Annotated in this window: 18 protein-coding genes and 1 tRNA gene; 9 read left to right on the plus strand and 10 right to left on the minus strand. The window is 68.1% G+C overall.

What is annotated here, in order from left to right:
• Positions 1 to 51: 51 nt before the first annotated feature.
• The 10 genes from RGD00_RS19730 to leuC all read right to left on the minus strand — a co-directional run bounded on the left by RGD00_RS19730 (position 52) and on the right by leuC (position 9547).
• On the minus strand, positions 52 to 927 hold the full coding sequence (locus RGD00_RS19730; RefSeq protein ID WP_310458987.1) for a calcium-binding protein: 876 nt from the start codon (positions 925 to 927) through the stop codon (positions 52 to 54).
• Between the two features lie 479 nt (positions 928 to 1406).
• On the minus strand, positions 1407 to 2024 hold the full coding sequence (locus tag RGD00_RS19735; protein WP_310458988.1) for a DsbA family protein: 618 nt from the start codon (positions 2022 to 2024) through the stop codon (positions 1407 to 1409).
• Between the two features lie 10 nt (positions 2025 to 2034).
• Positions 2035 to 2844, minus strand: a complete 810-nt coding sequence (locus tag RGD00_RS19740) for a prolipoprotein diacylglyceryl transferase family protein (protein WP_310458989.1) — start codon at positions 2842 to 2844, stop codon at positions 2035 to 2037.
• Positions 2845 to 3004: 160 nt separating this feature from the next.
• Positions 3005 to 3081: transfer RNA gene (locus RGD00_RS19745), tRNA-Pro, on the minus strand.
• A gap of 62 nt (positions 3082 to 3143) precedes the next feature.
• Positions 3144 to 4094 carry a DMT family transporter gene (locus RGD00_RS19750; RefSeq protein ID WP_310458990.1) on the minus strand — a complete coding sequence of 317 codons (951 nt, stop codon included), beginning with the start codon at positions 4092 to 4094 and terminating at the stop codon, positions 3144 to 3146.
• Between the two features lie 90 nt (positions 4095 to 4184).
• The gene (leuB, locus tag RGD00_RS19755; protein ID WP_310458991.1) at positions 4185 to 5291 is read right to left on the minus strand and encodes a 3-isopropylmalate dehydrogenase; all 1107 of its coding nucleotides are present in this window, start codon (positions 5289 to 5291) and stop codon (positions 4185 to 4187) included.
• Between the two features lie 73 nt (positions 5292 to 5364).
• Entirely contained in the window at positions 5365 to 6405 is a 1041-nt protein-coding gene (locus tag RGD00_RS19760; protein WP_310459012.1) for an endonuclease/exonuclease/phosphatase family protein, read from the minus strand.
• On the minus strand, positions 6402 to 7244 hold the full coding sequence (locus RGD00_RS19765; RefSeq protein ID WP_310458992.1) for a hypothetical protein: 843 nt from the start codon (positions 7242 to 7244) through the stop codon (positions 6402 to 6404). The genes RGD00_RS19760 and RGD00_RS19765 overlap by 4 nt, the downstream gene beginning before the upstream one ends.
• A 267-nt stretch (positions 7245 to 7511) precedes the next feature.
• Complete coding sequence (gene leuD, locus RGD00_RS19770; protein ID WP_310458993.1) at positions 7512 to 8117, minus strand: 3-isopropylmalate dehydratase small subunit; 606 nt, start codon at positions 8115 to 8117, stop codon at positions 7512 to 7514.
• 11 nt (positions 8118 to 8128) lie between these two features.
• The gene (gene leuC, locus RGD00_RS19775) at positions 8129 to 9547 is read right to left on the minus strand and encodes a 3-isopropylmalate dehydratase large subunit (RefSeq protein ID WP_310458994.1); all 1419 of its coding nucleotides are present in this window, start codon (positions 9545 to 9547) and stop codon (positions 8129 to 8131) included.
• A 479-nt stretch (positions 9548 to 10026) separates the two neighbouring features.
• On the opposite strand from leuC, the gene rsfS reads away from it, so the two are divergent.
• The 9 genes from rsfS (at position 10027) to RGD00_RS19820 (ending at position 18390) form a co-directional block, all read left to right on the plus strand.
• Positions 10027 to 10446 carry a ribosome silencing factor gene (gene rsfS / locus RGD00_RS19780; protein ID WP_425603440.1) on the plus strand — a complete coding sequence of 140 codons (420 nt, stop codon included), beginning with the start codon at positions 10027 to 10029 and terminating at the stop codon, positions 10444 to 10446.
• A gap of 15 nt (positions 10447 to 10461) precedes the next feature.
• Complete coding sequence (gene rlmH / locus RGD00_RS19785; RefSeq protein ID WP_310458995.1) at positions 10462 to 10932, plus strand: 23S rRNA (pseudouridine(1915)-N(3))-methyltransferase RlmH; 471 nt, start codon at positions 10462 to 10464, stop codon at positions 10930 to 10932.
• A 13-nt stretch (positions 10933 to 10945) separates the two neighbouring features.
• Positions 10946 to 11452, plus strand: coding sequence for a GNAT family N-acetyltransferase (locus RGD00_RS19790; RefSeq protein WP_310458996.1), 507 nt, complete (start codon positions 10946 to 10948; stop codon positions 11450 to 11452).
• A gap of 185 nt (positions 11453 to 11637) precedes the next feature.
• Entirely contained in the window at positions 11638 to 12402 is a 765-nt protein-coding gene (locus RGD00_RS19795; RefSeq protein WP_310458997.1) for an SDR family NAD(P)-dependent oxidoreductase, read from the plus strand.
• A 172-nt stretch (positions 12403 to 12574) separates the two neighbouring features.
• Complete coding sequence (locus RGD00_RS19800) at positions 12575 to 13645, plus strand: zinc-dependent alcohol dehydrogenase family protein (RefSeq protein WP_310458998.1); 1071 nt, start codon at positions 12575 to 12577, stop codon at positions 13643 to 13645.
• Between the two features lie 55 nt (positions 13646 to 13700).
• A complete protein-coding gene (locus RGD00_RS19805) occupies positions 13701 to 15176 on the plus strand; it encodes an aldehyde dehydrogenase (protein WP_310458999.1) in 1476 nt (491 codons plus the stop codon).
• Between the two features lie 509 nt (positions 15177 to 15685).
• Positions 15686 to 16201 (plus strand): TRAP transporter small permease, encoded by a 516-nt coding sequence (locus RGD00_RS19810; RefSeq protein WP_310459000.1) that lies wholly within the window; start codon positions 15686 to 15688, stop codon positions 16199 to 16201.
• Positions 16198 to 17487, plus strand: coding sequence for a TRAP transporter large permease (locus RGD00_RS19815; protein ID WP_310459001.1), 1290 nt, complete (start codon positions 16198 to 16200; stop codon positions 17485 to 17487). The genes RGD00_RS19810 and RGD00_RS19815 overlap by 4 nt, the downstream gene beginning before the upstream one ends.
• A 78-nt stretch (positions 17488 to 17565) precedes the next feature.
• Positions 17566 to 18390, plus strand: coding sequence for a thioesterase family protein (locus tag RGD00_RS19820; RefSeq protein WP_310459002.1), 825 nt, complete (start codon positions 17566 to 17568; stop codon positions 18388 to 18390).
• Positions 18391 to 18410 lie beyond the last annotated feature (20 nt).

Raw genomic sequence — 18410 nt, forward strand, 5'->3', positions numbered from 1 at the left:
CAGCTCGCCATCATGTTCGAAGACCGCTTCCCAATGGCCTAACACAACGCGTCAGGCACAAAATTCGGCACAGTCTCGGGTCAGCGTGGCGAAGCCGCCGCTGCTGCCCACGGTATATTTGCTTTGCTGATCCGCCATGACCGCGGTGTCGGTGCCAGAGCCGCCATAGAGCGTGTCGGTGCCGCCGCCACCGTAGAGCGTATCGTTGTTGTTCTCGCCGTACAGTTCGTCATCCCCTGCGCCGCCGTACAGCACGTCGTTGTCATCATCGCCGCGCAGCGTGTCGTCGCCATCGCCGCCATGAAGCGTGTCGTTGCCATTGCCGCCGTCGAGCGAATCGTTGCCCGTGCCGCCGCTCAGCAGGTCGTTGCCGTTGCCGCCGAACAGCCGGTCGTTGCCGCCGCCGCCGTCGATGGTGTCGCTCCCCGAGGTGCCGGTGATGCTGTCCGTCCCGCTGCCGCCGCGATAGTCGAACAACTCGATGCTGCTCATGTTGACCGAGACAGACCCTCCGCCGCTGCCGCTGGTCAGAGTGCCGTTGCCGAGCGTGAAGGTGTGGTTGTTGCTGCGGCCGGAGAAGTCGATGATCGCCGTATCGGTGCCAAAGCCGCCGTTCAGCGTGGAGTTGCCGGAACTGCCCGCGACCAGCGTGTCGCTGCCGTTGCCGCCGAACAGTTGGTCGGTTCCCGTGCCGCCGTCGAGGTAATCGTTGCCGTCGCCGCCATACAGGCTGTCATTTCCTTCATCGCCATAAAGCGTGTCGTTGTCGTTGCCGCCGTTCAACGTGTCGTTGCCCGTCCCGCCATACATCAGGTCGTTGCCGTCAAGACCCGACAAGGAGTCATTGCCGCCGTTGCCCCAGAACCTGTCGTCGTTATTGGTGCCAGACTGGGAATTGCCGGAGTTGTTCAGATCATAGTCGGCCATTGGGGAAACCTTTCGTCAATCGTCACCAGGCGGGCACTGGCGGAGGGGGTTATGTTGTTCCTGAACAAGGAGTTACTGGCATAACAACAGGAGCCGTGCGGCAAGCACGGCGCATCCTCTTTTCATGCTGTGGTATTGTCGCCCCCAACACCCCAACACGGCACAAACGTCATCCGGCCCAGCCTATGCGTTAACCGTTATTAGTCAACCGGAAACGTTAACGAAGATTAACAAGATTCTCTGTTTAGATTGCTTCTAATAAAATGCCTTTCGGTGCCCCGGGCATCCGCCCCGGACACTCCGGCAAGTCGATTGCCGGAAAACCCCTGTCTTTTACCTGAATGACCCCGCCCGCCGCCCGCTGGCGCGCGCCCGTTCCGGGCCTGTCCGGGGCGGTGCGGGGGCCGCGCCACCGCGGCCTGCCGGGGGCGGGGCGCGCCGGGGGGCGGGCCTGTCCCGCGTCCTGATTCGGCGGCGCTTCAGCCGCGCCGCAGGGCGTCCACCGCCCGTTGCAGCGCCATCACCGAGGTCACGCCTGGAAACACGTCCTGCCCCACGACATAGGAGGGCGTGCCCAACAGACCCAGCATGTCGGCCTGTTCGCCGTTGCGCCGCAGAAGGCCGGTCCAGCGGTCGGCCTCTTGCGCATGGGCGTCCAGCGCCGCGGCCGGGTCCACGCCCGCATCGCGTGCGGCGGTGTCGATGGCGGCCTCGGTCAGCCGGCCGCCGCGCAGGGCCATCAGGCTGTCCATCACCGCCGCATACCGCCCCATCCCCACAGCGCCGAGCGCCACCTGCGCCGCGCGCAGCGACAACGGCCCGAACACCGGCCAGTCCTTCATCACCAGCCGCAGCCCGCCATCCGCCCCCACCATCCGCAGCAAGGCCGCATGGCCCTGCCGGCAGAAGGGGCACTGGTAATCGAAGAACTCCACGATCGTGACATCGCCCTCGGGGTTGCCCAGGACCGGCTGGTCGGGATCGTGGGTCAGCGCCACGGGATCGGGGCCGTGCACCAGTTGCCCCCGGGCGGCGGCGGGCAGCACCAGCAGGCCGCCCAGTCCCAGGGCCATCGTCTTGCGTCGGGTCAGGGTCATCATGTCCTCCTCAATCGTGCAGGGCGGCGACCCCGGCGCGCAGCCCCGCGCGCGAGATCTCGCCCATATGGGCGCGGCGCAGCCGCCCGTCGGCGCCGATGAACAGCGTCGCAGGCAGGCCCTGCATGCCGAAATGCCGCAACATCCGCCCGTCGGGGTCCAGCAGCGGGGCCAGCACGATCCCCTCGCGCGCCAGATAGCGGCGGATGGCGGCGGCGCCTTCGCCCTGGTTGACGAAGAGGATGCGCACGCCCGCGGCCCGCGCGGCCTCTTCGGCCAGCATCGGCATCTCGCGCCGGCAGGGCGGGCACCAGCTGGCCCAGAGGTTGATCACGACAGGCCCCGGCCCGGGCGGCGCCGGCTGGCCGTCGAGCGTTTGCAGCATCAGCCCGGCAGGCAAGGCGGCGGGCGTGCCGGTGGTGGCGGCGCGCAGCGCGACCCCCGTGGTCAGCGCCAGCGCGGTCGCGATCGCCGCCGGCGCCGCCAGCGCCCGCGCCCGGGCCAGATACCAGGCCGAGACCGCGGCGAACCCCGCCGCCCCGGCGGCCGGGCTGAATCCGCCCTGCCAGACGGCCAGCGCCGTCAGCGGCTCGGCGGCGAAAACATCGTGATGCGCGGCGACGAATCCCGCCCGCGCGGCCAGCCCCGCCGTCAGCACCGCCGCCGTCGCCCAGTCCGCCAGCCGCCGCGCGCCGGACTGCCCGGCCCGGCGGCCCAGGATCCAGGCGGCCAGCAGCAGCACCAACACCCCGGCCAGAACCCCCGCACGGTCGGCCGACAGCGCCAGCGGCCCAAGCGACAGCCCGCCCATCACCCGCATTCCCCCCCACCAGTACCCATCCCGCCTCGTCCTCGCTATGCCCGGCCCTTGTCGGACCCTTGTCTTAAGCCGAGCTTAAGGCAGGGATGCAAGACCGCAGCGCGACATGCCGCCCTGCATAACCTGCGGCGGAGACTGGATTTCATGGCTGGGGGGAAATTGGTCGGAGTGAGAGGATTCGAACCTCCGACCCCCTGCTCCCGAAGCAGGTGCGCTACCAGGCTGCGCTACACTCCGACCGTGGGGCGTGGGTTAAACCTTCGCGGGGGCTTTGGCAAGACCCCAAGCGCGGCTTCGGATCAAGGGGCCTGATCGTTGCGTGGCGGCTCTGCCACGGGGGGTGCGGGGGGGGCGGGTGCGGGGGTGGCGTGGGATACCGGGCGGGTGGCCGACACGCTCGGCCGGCCTTCGCGCAGAAGGATGTAGAGGCCGCTGCCGATGATGATCGCTGCCCCCAGAAATGTCAGCGTATGGGGCGTTTCGTGGAAAAAGACATAACCGTAGAACACGGCCCAGAGGATCTGCGAATAGTGCATGGGCGCGACCACCAGCGCCTCGGCAAAGCGGAAGGCGGTGATCATCGCCAGCATGCCCAGAAACGCCCCGGCCGCGACCAGGCCCATCAGCACCAGATCCGCGCCCGCCACCGGCACATAGACGAAGGGCAGCGCGACGGCGGTGGCGCCGAACTGCGCCAGCATCGGAAAGATCAGCATCGTGGCGCGGCTTTCCTGCGCGCTGATCCGCCGCGTGATCACCGAATTGACCGCCGCCGCCCCGGCAGAGGCCAGCGCCGACAGATGGCCGGGGCCGAGGTCCACCTGCCCGGGCCGCAGCACCACCAGCACGCCGCAGAACCCGACCGCCACCGCCGCCAGCCGCCGCGCCCCCACGCGTTCGCCCAGAACCGGCATCGCCAGCAGCGTGATGAACAGCGGCATGGTGAACAAAAGCGCATAGGTCTGCGCCAGCGGCAGCACCGTGAAGCTGTAGAAGGCGCAGAGGGCCGATGTTACCACCGCCGCGCAGCGTATCGCCATCAGGCCGGGGTTGCGCGGCCGAAGGCGGATGTTCCGGCCCTCGCTCAGCGCCAGCAGGACGGCGAGCGGAAAGGCCAGGACGACCGAGAAGAACACGATCTGGAAGGCGGTATAGGTCCCGCCGAGCGCCTTCACCACCGCGTCGTGGGACGCATAGATGCCGAACGACAGCAGCGCGAGAAGCGCGCCTTTCAGGTTGGGGGCAGGCATGCGGGGCGGCCTTTCGGTGCGGCGATCCTGCACACCATAGCCGCACCGCCGGCGGTCGCAAGCGGGGCCCGCAGGCCCCGCCGCCGGAGGTCAGAGAGAGGCGTCGAGCGCCGCGACGATCGCATCGCCCATCTGCGCGGTGTTGACCGGCGTGCCGCCCGCCGGGCCCATCAGGTCGGGCGTGCGCACGCCGTCGGCCAGCACCTTTTCCACCGCCTTTTCCAGCCGCGTCGCCTCGTCGCCGAGGTCGAAGGAATAGCGCAGCGCCATCGCGAAGCTGAGGATGCAGGCGATCGGGTTGGCCTTGCCCTGGCCGGCGATGTCGGGGGCCGATCCGTGCACGGGTTCGTAAAGCGCCTTGGGCCGGCCGTTTTCCATCGGCGCGCCGAGGCTGGCCGACGGCAGCATGCCGAGGCTGCCGGTCAGCATCGCCGCCAGATCCGACAGCAGGTCGCCGAACAGGTTGTCGGTCACGATCACGTCGAACTGCTTGGGGTTGCGCGTCAGCTGCATCGCGCCCGCATCGGCATACATGTGCGACAGCTGGACATCGGGATATTCCTTGTCGTGCACCTCTTGCACCACCTGCCGCCACAGGATGCCGGATTCCATCACATTGGCCTTCTCCATCGAGCAGACCTTGTTGCCCCGGCGGCGGGCTAGCTCGAACGCCGACCGCGCGACGCGGGCGATTTCCGATTCGGTATAGCGTTGGGTGTTGATGCCCACACGCTCGTTCCCTTCGGTGAAGATGCCGCGGGGTTCGCCGAAATAGACGCCCGAGGTCAGTTCGCGCACGATCATGATGTCGAGCCCGGCCACCACCTCTTTCTTGAGGCTGGAGAAATCGGCCAGCGCGTCGAAGCATTGCGCGGGGCGCAGGTTGGCGTAGAGGTCCATTTCCTTGCGCAGGCGCAGAAGGCCGCGTTCGGGTTTGACCGAGAAGTCGAGGCTGTCGTATTTCGGCCCGCCGACCGCGCCCAGAAGCACCGCGTCCACCGCCTGCGCCTTGGCCATCGTGTCGTCGTGCAGCGGCGTGCCGTGCCTGTCGTAGGCACAGCCGCCGACCAGATCCTCGGACACGTCGAAGGTGATGCCGCGTTTCGCGTCGAGCCAGGCGATGACTTTCTTCACCTCGGCCATGACTTCGGGGCCGATGCCGTCGCCGGAGAGGATGAGAAGGGAGGGATTGGCCAAGGTGCGCTCCGTCATATGCGGTTGGGTCGATTGGGCCTAGCCCCTGCGTTTCCCGGGGTCAAGTCCGGCCCTTTCAGGGCGGTTCGAGATCGACCCAGACCAGCCGGTGGCGCGAGGCCGCCGCCGCCTCTGCCGCCAAAGCCGCGCCGGGCGGGGGCCAGATCACGCCCGCGTCCAGAACCCGCAGCCCGGCGGAAGGCAGCACCAGATCCACCCGCAGGTTGCCCGGCTGGCCCGGCCCGTCGCGGAAATCTGCGGTGTCGAGCGCGGGGTCGCCGCGATGCGCGGGATCCGCGGCCATCGCGCCGCCGTTGCTGCGCGGCTGCGGGTCTTGCAGCGCGGGATGGGCCAGCAGGGCGTGCATCGCCCCGGGCAGGCCGTCGCCATCCGCAGGGTCGAGGTTGCCATTGCCGAGGATGACGAAGGGCGTGGGCGGGCCGGTTCCGCCCTCGATCAGCCGCAGCCATAGGGCGGTTTCGTCGTGGTTGCGCCGGGCATTGCGGCCCGTGCCCCCGTCGAACACCGGCGGCGTCGCATGCCAGGCCAGCAGGTGCAGCAGACCCCCGCCGGGCAGATGCACCGGCACCATCCAATGGCCGGTGGTGGACAGGCGCTGCGCCGGGGTGACATCCGGCCCGGTCAGCGCGCCGGGCAGGTCGCGCCAGGCGAGGGCCGAGAAATCGCGCGCCGCCTCTGCCGCGATGGGCAGGCGCGACAGGATCGCCATGCCCTCCGCCCCGGTGAACCGGCCGAAGCCCTGCGCCTCGCCCGGCCGCCCGTCGCCATCCAGATCCTCGCCCGTGCGCAGGCCGCGGTTGGGGGGCAGGGCGAAGCGGTGGGGATAGGGGGCGCCCGCCGCGGCAAGCCGGTCGGCCAGCGCCGTCAGCGCCACCAGATCGTGGTCGTGATCCACCCCGGTCAGCAACAGCACATCCGCCTGCGCCGCCGCGATCACCGCCACCACGGCCGCCACCTGCGGGTCCTTGCCCGACAGGATGTCGCGCAGCAGAAGGCCCGGGCCGCGGCGGGTCAGATCGGCGCCGAAGGTGGCGATGCGCAGGCTTTCGGCCCAGAGGGGCAGGGCGAGCCACGCCAGCAGCAGGCCCGCGATCAGGCCGTGGCGTGCGCCGCCGGGCTGCCGGGCTGCGCCTCGGCCATCCGCCGCTTTTCGCGGATCATGTCGGCGATCCGGCCCATCGCGATCCCGCGCATGAACAGGCTTGCCGGAAGGAAGGCCCATGTCGCCACCGCCCAGATCAACAGCTGCGGCGAGTCCTGCGTGATCGGGCCGATTCCGCCCGAGATCGCCTTGACCACCGCCGGCATCAGGAATGGCAGCAAAAACCCTAAGGCAATGTTAATGCGCGCGTCGCGTTCCAGCCGGTCCACCACATCGCCGCCCGCGGTCGGGTCGAAGGTGGGCAGGTTCACCCAGACGTTGAACGCCCCGCGCCGCCCCGGCCAGCCGCCGACCTTGAGGATGACGACGAACAGCGACAGGCCCAGAAGCGAGACCAGATAGGCCAGCCCCGCCGCGCTGCGGATCAGCGCGATGTCGGATTGCGACACATCGGGGGCCAGCGTCAGGGTCGCCAGCCGCACCGGGCTGTAGGGAAAGTCGATGGCCATCCCGACCGCCGCGCCCACCCGTTCCACCCCGAGCGTCAGCTGCGAGGGCTCGGTCTGCCCGCGCACGATCACCGCCAGCAGGAACACCGTCAGGAACAGCGACAGGAACCGGATGCGGTTGAAGGGGGGGGCGTGGCGGAACTCGATCAGCCCGGGATAGACAGAGGCATATTCGACGAAGATCAGCGCGCCGAGGAACAGGCCGATGAGCGAGGCGATCTGGCGCGCATCCGCGCTCGCCGCCGGCAGCACCAGCGCCGGGGTGGCGATGAGAACCATCACCAGAAACGCACGCAACAGCGCGCCAGTCAGCCGCGACAGCACCGCCCCGACACCTTCCGTCTGACGGGGCCGCGCTCGAACCCAGCCCCAGGTTTCTGCCTGTGTCCGCGTGTTGTCGCGGTTTGCCTTAATCTTGCCCAAGTTCTGCCTTCTTTCCTCGAATCCGGCAACCACTTGTTAACCAGACCCTTTTTTTGCGGCAAAATCAGGGAGAATGTGTCGCAGCTTTGCATCAAAAGCATGGAGCCTTTGCGGCCCCGATGCGAAACGGCGCCCCGGAGGGCGCCGTGTGCAGGGTGATGCGGCGGGTCAGACCCAGGGGCGCAGGGTCTTGACCTTCGCCTCGAAGCTGTCGATCGAGGCGACCTTTTCCAGGCTCAGCCCGATGTCGTCTAGGCCGTTGAGCAGGCAGTGTTTCTTGAACGGGTCGATGTCGAAACGGAAGCTCTGCCCGTCGGATGCGGTGACGGTCTGGGATTCCAGATCGACCGTCATGCGGGCGTTGGCGCCCTTGCGCGCATCGTCCATCAGCACGTCCACCGCCTCTTGCGGCAGGACGACCGGCAGGATGCCGTTCTTGAAGCAGTTATTGTAGAAGATATCGGCAAAGCTGGTCGAGATCACGCAGCGGATGCCGAAATCCAGCAGGGCCCAGGGCGCATGTTCGCGCGACGAGCCGCAGCCGAAATTGTCGCCCGCGACGAGGATCTGCGCATTGCGGTATGCCGGCTGGTTGAGCACGAAATCGGGGATTTCCTGCCCGTCGTCGGTCCGCCGCATTTCATGGAACAGCGCCACGCCAAGCCCGGTGCGCTTGATCGTCTTGAGGAACTGTTTCGGGATGATCATGTCGGTGTCGATATTGACCAGCGGCATGGGCGCCGCGATGCCGGTCAGGGTGGTGAACTTGTCCATTGCCGTCCTCCTCAGACCGTTTCCGCCATCAGTTCGCGCACATCCGTCAGCCGCCCGGTGACGCCCGCCGCCGCCGCCATTGCGGGGCTCATCAGGTGGGTGCGGCCGCCACGGCCCTGCCGGCCCTCGAAGTTGCGGTTCGAGGTCGCGGCGCAGCGTTCGCCCGGCGCCAGCTGGTCGGGGTTCATGCCGAGGCACATGGAACAGCCGGCCAGACGCCATTCGAAGCCGGCGTCGATGAAGATCTGCGCCAGCCCCTCTTCCTCTGCCTGCAGGCGCACGAGGCCCGACCCCGGCACCACCATTCCGCGCACGCCGGGGGCGAGCTTCTTGCCCTTGAGGATTTCGGCCGCGGCGCGCAGGTCCTCGATCCGGCCGTTGGTGCAAGATCCGATGAACACCGCGTCGATCCTGATGTCGGTCAGCTTTTCGCCCGGCGTCAGGCCCATGTATTCCAGCGAACGTTGCGCCGCCGCCACCTTGCCGCCGGTGAAATCGTCGGGCGAGGGGACCACGCCGGTGATGGGCAGCACGTCCTCGGGCGAGGTGCCCCAGGTGACGACGGGGGCGATATCCTCGCCGCGGATCGTCACCACCTTGTCGAAATGCGCGCCCTCGTCGGTGTAAAGCGTCTTCCAGTAGGCCAGCGCGGCTTCCCACGCGGCGCCCTTCGGCGCATGCGGGCGGCCCTTGACATATTCGAAGGTGATCTCGTCCGGCGCGATCAGGCCGGCGCGCGCGCCGCCCTCGATCGCCATGTTGCAGACCGTCATCCGGCCTTCCATCGACAGTTCGCGGATCGCCTGCCCGCAATATTCGATGACATAGCCGGTGCCGCCCGCGGTGCCGGTGGCGCCGATGACCGACAGCGTGATGTCCTTGGCGGTGACGCCGGGGCGCAGAGATCCGGTGATCTCCACCTTCATGTTCCTGGATTTCTTCTGGATCAGCGTCTGGGTGGCCAGCACATGTTCCACCTCGGACGTGCCGATGCCATGCGCCAGCGCGCCGAAGGCGCCGTGGGTGGCGGTGTGGCTGTCGCCGCAGACCACCGTCATCCCCGGCAGGGTCCAGCCCTGTTCGGGGCCGACGATATGCACGATCCCCTGACGGATGTCCGTCACCGGGTAATAGTTCACGCCGAAGTCGCGCGCGTTCCTGTCCAGCGCCTCGACCTGGATCCGGCTTTCCTCGTTGTCGATATGCGTTTCCCGGCCGAGCGTGGTGGGCACGTTGTGATCCGGCACCGCGATGGTCTTTTCCGGCGCGCGGACCTTGCGGCCCGTCATGCGCAGGCCCTCGAACGCCTGGGGGCTGGTCACTTCATGCACCAGATGCCGGTCGATATAGAGCAGGCAGGTGCCGTCCTCTGACTGGTGGACGACATGGTCGTCCCAGATCTTGTCATAGAGTGTGCGCGGAGCGGTCATGGCTCTCACCTTCGGTTTGGGATGGCTGCGTCGGGGAAAAGGGGCGGGGCGCAGGCGCAAGGGCGCCGCAGCGTCAAAGCCGCGCTAGGACCGTCTTGGTCATGCCGAAGAACCGCGACGGCAGCCGGGCATGATCGGTGATGTTGAAGTAGATGAATCCTCGCATGTCCCACGAGATAAGCTTCCTCGACGGATAATGCAATTGAGTCGATCACCTTCGGGGCAGGCATGGGGGCAGTGATGTACAGGGTTGCGGCGTGGCGGGCGGTGGTCCCGGCGGTTGGGTTGGGGGGCAAATGACGGAAGTTCGGGCTGCGGGCCCGAGACCCTGTTCATAGCCCCTTGCCAATCCCCCGCGCCGCCGCTAACGCCCCCTGTCTGGCCCCGCCTGCTCGGCGTTGAGTTGACCCCGTTCGGGTGCTACCATTCAAGGGCACCCTGCGCCGGGGCATGCGGCGTGCGATACGGAGGACCCCGTTCTGTCTCATTCTGATCCCGCGACCGGCCTGCCGGTCGGCCCGCGCGAGGGGCGCGCCGCCCCCGGCGACCACGACTCGGCACAGGTTCTCGCCACCGTCCTGGCCCTGGTCGACGACTACAAGGCCGAGGACGTCGTGCAGATCGACCTGCGCGGACGGTCGGAAATGGCGGATCACATGGTGATCTGTTCGGGCCGGTCCTCGCGTCAGGTGGCTTCGATCGCCGACAAGCTGATGGAAAAGCTGAAAGAGGATTTCGGCATCATCAGCAAGGTCGAGGGCAAGGAAACCGGCGACTGGGTGCTGATCGACGCGGGCGACGTGATCGTGCACGTGTTCCGCCCCGAGGTGCGCGACTTCTACCAGCTGGAAAAGATGTGGCTGCCGGGGGGCGGCGGCCGGATGCCTGCGTCGGCCTGATCGGGGAGGGGCGCGGTGCGGGTGCATCTGTGCGCCGTGGGCAGGCTGCGCGCGGGGCCGGAACACGATCTGGTCCGCGACTACCTGACGCGGTTCGACCGTACCGGCCGGCCCCTCGGCCTCGGCCCCGCGACGGTGCACGAGGTCGAGGACAAGCGCGGCGGCGGCATGGCGGCAGAGGCGGATCTGCTGGCGCGCGCGATCCCCGCCGGCGCGCTGATGGTGACGCTGGACGAACGCGGGGCCACGCCGAATTCGCCGGAATTCGCGGCGCAGCTGGCGGGCTGGCGCGATGGCGGGCGGCAGGATCTGGCCTTCGTCATCGGCGGCGCGGACGGGCTCGACCCCGGGTTGCGCGTCCGGGCGGGGGCGTCGATCAGTTTCGGGCGCATGGTCTGGCCGCATATGCTGGTGCGGGTGATGCTGGCCGAACAGCTTTACCGCGCGGCGACGATCCTTGCCGGCGGCCCCTACCACCGTGCCTGAGACGGGGCCCGCCATGCTGATCCGCGACGCCACCCCCGCCGATGCCGCCGCCATCGCGGCGATCTACAACGATGCCGTGGCGCATACGACGGCGGTCTGGAACGACACCCCCGTCGATGCGGACGACCGCCGCGCCTGGATGCAGGCGCGCATGGCGCAGGGGTACCCGGTGCTGGTGGCAGAGGCGGGCGGGCAGGTGCTGGGCTATGCGAGCTTCGGCGACTGGCGCGCCTTTGCGGGCTATCGCCATACGGTGGAACATTCGGTCTACGTCCATCCCGGCGCCCGCGGGCAGGGGGTGGGGCGCGCGCTGCTGTTGGCGCTGATCGCCCGGGCCCGCGCCGCCGGCAAACATGTCATGGTCGCCGCGGTCGAGGCGGGCAACACCCCCTCGATCGCGCTGCACGAGAGCCTCGGCTTCGTGCGGACGGGGCTGATGCCGCAGGTGGGGGCGAAATTCGGCCGCTGGCTCGATCTTGCCTTTTTGCAACTGCGTCTGGACGACCGCGCCGCGCCCTGACCCGACCGGTGGCGCGGGCGGAGCGGGCGGTGGCCCCCGGCGCGGCACCGGCACAGGGAAACCCTATAACGGCACGAAAACACGCCGATGGCCCTGTGCCTTGCGCCCGGGCGCGGGGTGATGCGAGGTGGCCGGGAATGCGGCGCCGGACTGCCGGTGCCCTCGAGGGAGGAACGGACATGCGGATGAAGGGCAAACTGGCCATCGTGACGGCGGCGGCCTCTGGCATGGGGCGGGCGGGCTGCGTGCTGTTCGCCGAACAGGGCGCCACCGTCGCGGTGGTCGACATCGACGCGGCGCGCACGCAGGCGGTGGTGGACGAGATCACCGCCGCGGGCGGCAAGGCGAAGGGATTCGTCGCCGACCTGTCCAAGGCCGAGGAGTGCACCCGCGTCATCGACGAGGCCGCCGCATGGCTGGGCGGGCTCGACGTGCTCTGGGCCCATGCGGGCACGCCGGGGCCGTCGCAGTACGAGGGCATGGACATGGGCGAATACGATTTCGCGCTGGACCTGAACCTGACCTCGGCGGTGGCCTGTTCCGCCGCGGCGGGGCCGCATATCCGCAAGCGGGGCGGGGGGGCGATCCTGTTCACCTCGTCGGTGGGCGGGCTCGTGGGCTCGATGATGAGCCCGGTCTATTCGATGGCCAAGTTCGGCATCGTCGGCCTGACCATGTCGCTGGCGCAGCGGTATGCGCCCGACGGGATCCGCGTCAACGCCGTCTGCCCGGGGCCGGTGGAAACGGCGATGCTGCCGCATTTCTTCGGCCGCAAGGGCGACGAGGACAAGATGGAAGAGAACCGGAAGCGGCTGATGGCGGTGGTGCCGCTGGGCCGCACGGCGCAGCCGGTGGAAATCGCGCATGCCGCGATGTGGCTTTTGTCCGACGATGCGTCCTATGTGACCGGCGTGGCGCTGCCGGTCGATGGCGGCTACGTCTGCCGCTGACCGCCGCCCGCAGACTGCCGCCCGCCACCGCCCGCCCCTGCCGCGGGCGATGGCACCTGACGGGAAAACCTATGGCGACACGGCGCGCTGTTGCCAGCTTTTTCCGCCGCGCCCTAGATACCGGCGACATTGCCCGGGCAGGTCGGGCGCCTTTTTCAAGGGAGGATACGCGATGCGCGGCATGGTTTTCATGGGCGACAACAAGGTCGAGGTGCTCGATTTCCCCGATCCGACCCCCGGCCCCGGCGAGGCGGTGGTGGAGATGAAAGCCTCCGGCATGTGCGGCAGCGACCTGCATTTCTACCGCCACGGCATGGCCGAGGTGATCAGGATGCTGGGGTTCAAGGATCTCGCCTCGCGCGGGATTTCCGAGGACACGCTGATCATCGGCGGGCACGAGCCCTGTGGCGTCATCGCCGCCGTGGGCCCGGGCGTGGACGGCAAGACCTTCAAGGTCGGCGACCGGGTGATGGTGTTCCACTATGAGGGGTGCAGCCACTGCGACCACTGCCGCACCGGCTGGACGCAACTGTGCGACCACGGCGCCGCGCCGCATGGGGTGATCAAGCACGGCGGGCATGCGGATTACATCAAGGTGCCGGTGTCCTCGCTGGTGCATCTGCCCGAGGAACTGAGCTTCAAGGGCGGGGCGGCGGTGTCCTGCGGCACGGGTACGGCCTATGGCGCGCTTTTGCGGCTGGACATCAGCGCGCGCGACACGCTGGCGGTCTATGGTCTCGGCCCGGTGGGGCTGTCGGCGGCGCAACTGGCCGCGGCGATGGGGGTGGAGGTGTTCGGCATCGACATCAACCCCGAACGGGTGGCGCGGGCGAAGGACTTCGGCGTCGCCCATGCGATCAACGCCGGGGATGTCGACCCGGTGGAAGAGATCTTCAAGCTCACGGGGGGCAAGGGCGTGTCCTGCGCGATGGATTGCGCGGGGGGCGAGGTGCCCAAACAGCAGGCGGTGCGCAGCACCAGGGTCTGGGGCAAGATCGCGCTGGTGGCGGTGGGCGGCAGCCTGAACGTCGACGGCATGAAGGACCTGATCGGCAAGCAGCGCACGGTCATCGGATCCTACACCTTTTCCGAGGTGGGGATGAAGGACTGTGCCCATTTCATCGCCCGCCACGGCGTGGACGTGGACAAGCAGTTCACCGACGAATGGAAGCTGGCACAGGCCGCCGACGCCTATGCGGATTTCAACAAACAGGCCGGCGGCAAGGGCGTGTTCCTGTTCTGACCGCTGCGGGCCGGGGTGCACCCCCGGCCCGCCCGTCCCATCGAGAGGAACCCGCATGACCGCGCCCACCATCGCACTGAAGCATCCCCGCAGGTTCTATATCGGCGGCGAATGGGTGGAACCTGCGACGCAGGACACCATCGACGTGCTGAACTGCGCCACCGAAGAGGTCGTGGCGACCGTCGCCAAGGCCGGTTCCGAAGACATGCGCCGCGCCGTCGCCGCCGCCCGCGATGCCTTCGACAACGGCCCCTGGCCGCGCATGACGCCGCAGGAGCGCGCCGTGGTGCTGGAGAAATTCGCCGAACGGCTGGAGGCGCTGAACGATACCTTCGCCGCTGGCTGGTCGATCGAATCGGGCATCGTCTACAAGGTCGCGCAGCCGCGCATCGGCCAGTTCATCGGGCAGGCGTTCCGCGTCTATTCGGCCATGGCCCACAGTTTCCAGTTCAGCGAGCCGCATCGGTCTATGACCGGCCATCAGGGCTATCGCGTCTACGAACCCGTGGGGGTCGTCGCCGTGATCGTGCCGTGGAACGGGCCGGCGGCGCTTTTGGCCTACAAGGTCGCGCCGGCGTTGCTGGCGGGCTGCACCGTGGTCATCAAGCCCTCGCCCGAGGCGCCGACATCGGCGCTGCTGTTCGCGGAACTGGCCGATGAAATCGGCCTGCCGCCCGGCGTGGTGAACGTGCTGACCGCCGACCGCGACGTGTCCGAGGAACTGGTCACGAACCCGGCGGTGGACAAGATCACCTTCACCGGATCGACCGCCGCGGGGCGGCGCATCGCGTCGCTGGCTGGCGACAGGATCGCGCGGATCACGCTGGAACTGGGCGGCAAGTCGCCCGCGCTGGTGCTGGACGACTATGATGTCGAGGCTGCGGCCAGAACGCTCGGCGGGTCGTATTTCGGCTATATGACCGGGCAGGTCTGCCACAGCCTGACGCGGATCATCGTGCCGCGGGCCAAGCACGACCGGATGGTCGAGGCGCTGTCGGCCATCGCGCAGCAGATCGTTCTGGGCGACCCGTTCGACCCGGCCACGACCTCGGGCCCGCTGGCGAACGGGCGGCAGCGCGACCATGTGGAACGCATGGTGGCGCAGGGCGTGGCAGAGGGTGCGAAACTGGCGACGAGGGGCAGGCGGCCCCCGCACATCAACCGCGGCTTCTTTTTCGAGCCGACGGTGTTCGGCAATGTCGACAACGCCATGACCATCGCGCAGCAGGAAATCTTCGGCCCGGTGCTGAGCGTCATCCCCGCCGATGACGAGGCCGCGGCGATCCGCATGGCGAACGATACGCCCTTCGGGCTGAACGCCACGGTCTTTACCGATGACCACGACCGCGCGATGCGCGTGGCGCGGCAGTTGCGCACCGGGACGGTGGGTCACAACGGCCCGCGCACCGATTTCGGCATCGGCTTCGGCGGGTTCAAGCAGTCGGGCATCGGCCGCGAGGGCGGGACAGAGGGGCTTCTGGCCTTTCTCGAATCCAAGACCATCGTGATGGATGCGCCCTTCGGCGGCTGATACCGCCCTGAAAACAGGCACCTGCGCCCGCCGTATCCCGGCGGGCGTTTTCATGCGCGGATGCCGAATGGCGATACCGGGAAAGGGGTAGAGGTTTTTCCTTTGGTGTATCGCGGTATCCCTTCATGCCCGACAACATCGTTTGCCGGGTGCGGCCGAAAACAGGTAGAAAGCAGGCGTGATCGTGCCCTGTCATGTGATTGACACAACGAAGAAACGCATAACCCGTCAGTCAGATGTCGGCGGCACAGTCTTGGGGAGGACCAATGCCGAGCAATGTCAGAAAAGGTGAACCGGCCGCCGCCGCGGACGCCCGCATCGCTGCACGGCAGTGCCCGCCGGTCATCGCGCCGCCCCATCCGCAGTTCTGAAAGACGACGGCAAGACCCGGAACGACCGTCGCCCGCCCTGCCACGACCGCCCCGCAGCGCCCCGGCGCCCGGCGGCAGCCCGGCAGGGCGATGCGCGGCCCGGGCCTTGCGCCACCAACAAAGATAAGGGGTTCTGATATGGGAGCGGTTGTCACCTGGCTCGAGCGTCTGATGCTCGGGCTGGCGGTTGTCTGCGTCTGCCTGATCATGCTCATCGTCACCTACGACGCGATCTCGCGCTATATCCTGCATGCGCCGCTGCCGTGGGCCTTCGAGCTGATCACCTACTACCTGCTGATCGCGGCGGTCTATTTCGCCGTCTCGGCCACGTTCCAGCATGGCGATCACATCAACATCGACCTGTTCCGGGTGCTGATGCGCCCCGCCGTCCGGGCGCGGCTGGATTTCGCCTGGGGGCTGCTGACGGCGGTGATCTTTGCCGTCATCACCTATGGCGCGTGGAAAGAGATGACGCATGCCTTTTCGCGCAATGAATTCCTGCCGGGCTACATCACGTGGCCGGCCTGGGTATCCTATCTGCCGATCTTCCTGGGGAGCCTCCTGATGGTGGCGCGCCTTCTGGTCCATGCCTTCACCCTGCTGATCTGGGGCGAAGACAGGGAAGTCGTCGAATTCGGGGGGCATGACGAATGATCGCCACCACCATTGTCGCGCTGATGTTCCTGCTGATGGCGCTTGGCGCACCCGTCGGCTTTACCCTGATCGCTTCCGGCGCACTGGGCATCTACTGGATCGGCGGTTTCCCCGCGATGGCCGGCATCCTGTCGAGCATGCCGCGCGACAGCGCCGCATCCTATGAATTCCTGACCATCCCGATGTTCCTGCTGATGGCGGAATTCGTGCTGCGGTCGGGCATCGCGGACGATCTGTTCCGCGCGGCGGCGGCCTGGTTCGGGCGGCTGCGCGGCGGCCTCGGCGTCGCCACGGCGCTGGCCGGCGCCGGTTTCGGCGCGGTCTGCGGGTCGTCCACCGCGGCGGCGGCCACGCTGTCGGCCACATCGCTGCCGGCGATGCGGAAATACGGCTACGAGGTCCGCATGGCCTCTGGCGTGGTGGCGATCTCGGGCACGCTGTCCATGCTGATCCCGCCCAGCATCGCGATGGTCATCTATGCGCTGCTGGCCGATGTCAGCGTCGCCAAGATGCTGATCGCCGGTGTCGTTCCCGGCATCCTGGTCACGCTGACCATCGCGCTGACGGTCTGGTTCCTGGCGATCCGCAACCCCGAACACGCGCCGCTGACCCCTGCGGTCGGCTGGTCGGAAAAGATCGGTACGCTGCGGCTGGTGCTGCCGATGATCGTGCTGATGATGGCCGTGACCGGCGTCATCTACACCGGCATCGCCACGCCGACCGAGGCCTCGGCCATCGGCGCCTTCGCCTCGGCGGTGCTGTATTTCTGGCGGGGCGGCAGCCGCAAGGCGGGGGATGTCTACCAGATCTTCGCGCGCGCCACGCGCACGGCCTGCATGCTGGCCATCATCATCCTCGGCGCGCATGTGTTCACCACCTTCTTTGCGCTGACGCAGACCACGCAGATCATCATCCAGTGGGTCGGTGGGCTGGATGTGAACCGCTGGGTCATCATGGTGGTGCTGATCGTCATCATCCTGATCCTGGGCTGTTTCATGGACCAGATGGCGATCCTCGTGCTGACCGTGCCGGTGCTGGCGCCGCTGCTGACGCATCTCGGCTTCGATCTGGTGTGGTTCGGCGTGATCCTGATCGTGACGGCAGAGGTGGGCCTGGTGACGCCGCCCATGGGGCTCAACTGTTTCGTGGTGTCGAAATATGCCAATGTCCGTGTGGGCGACGTGTTCTGGGGCGTGACGCCGCATGTGGTGGCGCATCTGGTTCTCATCGCGATCATGGTGGCCTTTCCGATGCTCAGCCTCTGGCTGCCGAACCAGATGAACTGACCGGGCATCTGCGATACCAACCGGAAACGCCGCCGCCGGGCGGCGTTTCCATTCCTGCCCATCCGGGGAAAGGCCACCATGTCCTTCGACACTTTCGGCACCGCCACCCTGCATACCCGCGTCGAAAGCTGGGAATGCGATTTCAACAACCACTGGAACGCGCGCTACTACACCCGCAGCTTCCAGCTTGCGGCGGAACGGGTCGCGACGATGGGCGCCGGCGCGAACCCCGGCATGGGCGCGATTACCAGCCGTCTGGTGCGCTATCACCGCGAGCTTTTCGTCAGCGCCGCGGCCGAGGTGCGGTCCGCCCGCATCGGCGGCGGCGGGTACGCGGGCGCAATCGTCCACCTGATGCACAGTGAGGGGCGGCTGGCGGCCACCGCGCTCGACCTGCCCGGCACGGGGGCGGAATACCTGCCCGAGGTCACGCCCGAAGAGGCCCGTCCCGCCCTGCCGCGCGGCCTGCTGCGCCATGCCGCCGTGGGCTGGGACCCGGAAGCCCCCGACGCCCATACCGCCGAAACCGGCCCCCTGCGCATGGCAGAGGTGGACCACACCGGCCGCCTGCTGCAAGAGGACATCACCCGCCGGTCCGGCATCGCGCTGCACGATCTGCTCAGCCGGCTGGGATATACGGTCGAATTTTCCGCCCGCACCGGCGTGGGCCGCATGGCGGTGGAACACCGCGCCACGCCGGCGGGTCTTTGCCCCATCGGCACGCCGCTGCGGGTAAGGTCGCGCATCGCCTCGGTCGAGCACAAGTCGTTCTCGGCCCGCCACTGGATCGAGACACCGGCCGGCGAGGTCGTGGCGGTGGTGGAAAACAGCCTGCTGGCGGTGGATCTCAAGGCCCGCCGCGCCGTCGAGGTGCCCGCGTTCCTGCACCGTTTCCGCCGCTGATCCCGGCAGGATATGTGCGA

The sequence above is a fragment of the Ruixingdingia sedimenti genome, from assembly GCF_031432425.1.
Classification (GTDB): domain Bacteria; phylum Pseudomonadota; class Alphaproteobacteria; order Rhodobacterales; family Rhodobacteraceae; genus Ruixingdingia; species Ruixingdingia sedimenti.

Coding starts and splice junctions, on each gene's coding strand:
- RGD00_RS19730 (WP_310458987.1), bottom strand. CDS start 927: ATGGCCGACTATGATCTGAACAACTCCGGCAATTCCCAGTCTGGCACC.
- RGD00_RS19735 (WP_310458988.1), bottom strand. CDS start 2,024: ATGACCCTGACCCGACGCAAGACGATGGCCCTGGGACTGGGCGGCCTG.
- RGD00_RS19740 (WP_310458989.1), bottom strand. CDS start 2,844: ATGCGGGTGATGGGCGGGCTGTCGCTTGGGCCGCTGGCGCTGTCGGCC.
- RGD00_RS19750 (WP_310458990.1), bottom strand. CDS start 4,094: ATGCCTGCCCCCAACCTGAAAGGCGCGCTTCTCGCGCTGCTGTCGTTC.
- leuD (WP_310458993.1), bottom strand. CDS start 8,117: ATGGACAAGTTCACCACCCTGACCGGCATCGCGGCGCCCATGCCGCTG.
- leuC (WP_310458994.1), bottom strand. CDS start 9,547: ATGACCGCTCCGCGCACACTCTATGACAAGATCTGGGACGACCATGTC.
- RGD00_RS19790 (WP_310458996.1), top strand. CDS start 10,946: ATGCTGATCCGCGACGCCACCCCCGCCGATGCCGCCGCCATCGCGGCG.
- RGD00_RS19795 (WP_310458997.1), top strand. CDS start 11,638: ATGAAGGGCAAACTGGCCATCGTGACGGCGGCGGCCTCTGGCATGGGG.
- RGD00_RS19800 (WP_310458998.1), top strand. CDS start 12,575: ATGCGCGGCATGGTTTTCATGGGCGACAACAAGGTCGAGGTGCTCGAT.
- RGD00_RS19805 (WP_310458999.1), top strand. CDS start 13,701: ATGACCGCGCCCACCATCGCACTGAAGCATCCCCGCAGGTTCTATATC.
- RGD00_RS19810 (WP_310459000.1), top strand. CDS start 15,686: ATGGGAGCGGTTGTCACCTGGCTCGAGCGTCTGATGCTCGGGCTGGCG.
- RGD00_RS19815 (WP_310459001.1), top strand. CDS start 16,198: ATGATCGCCACCACCATTGTCGCGCTGATGTTCCTGCTGATGGCGCTT.
- RGD00_RS19820 (WP_310459002.1), top strand. CDS start 17,566: ATGTCCTTCGACACTTTCGGCACCGCCACCCTGCATACCCGCGTCGAA.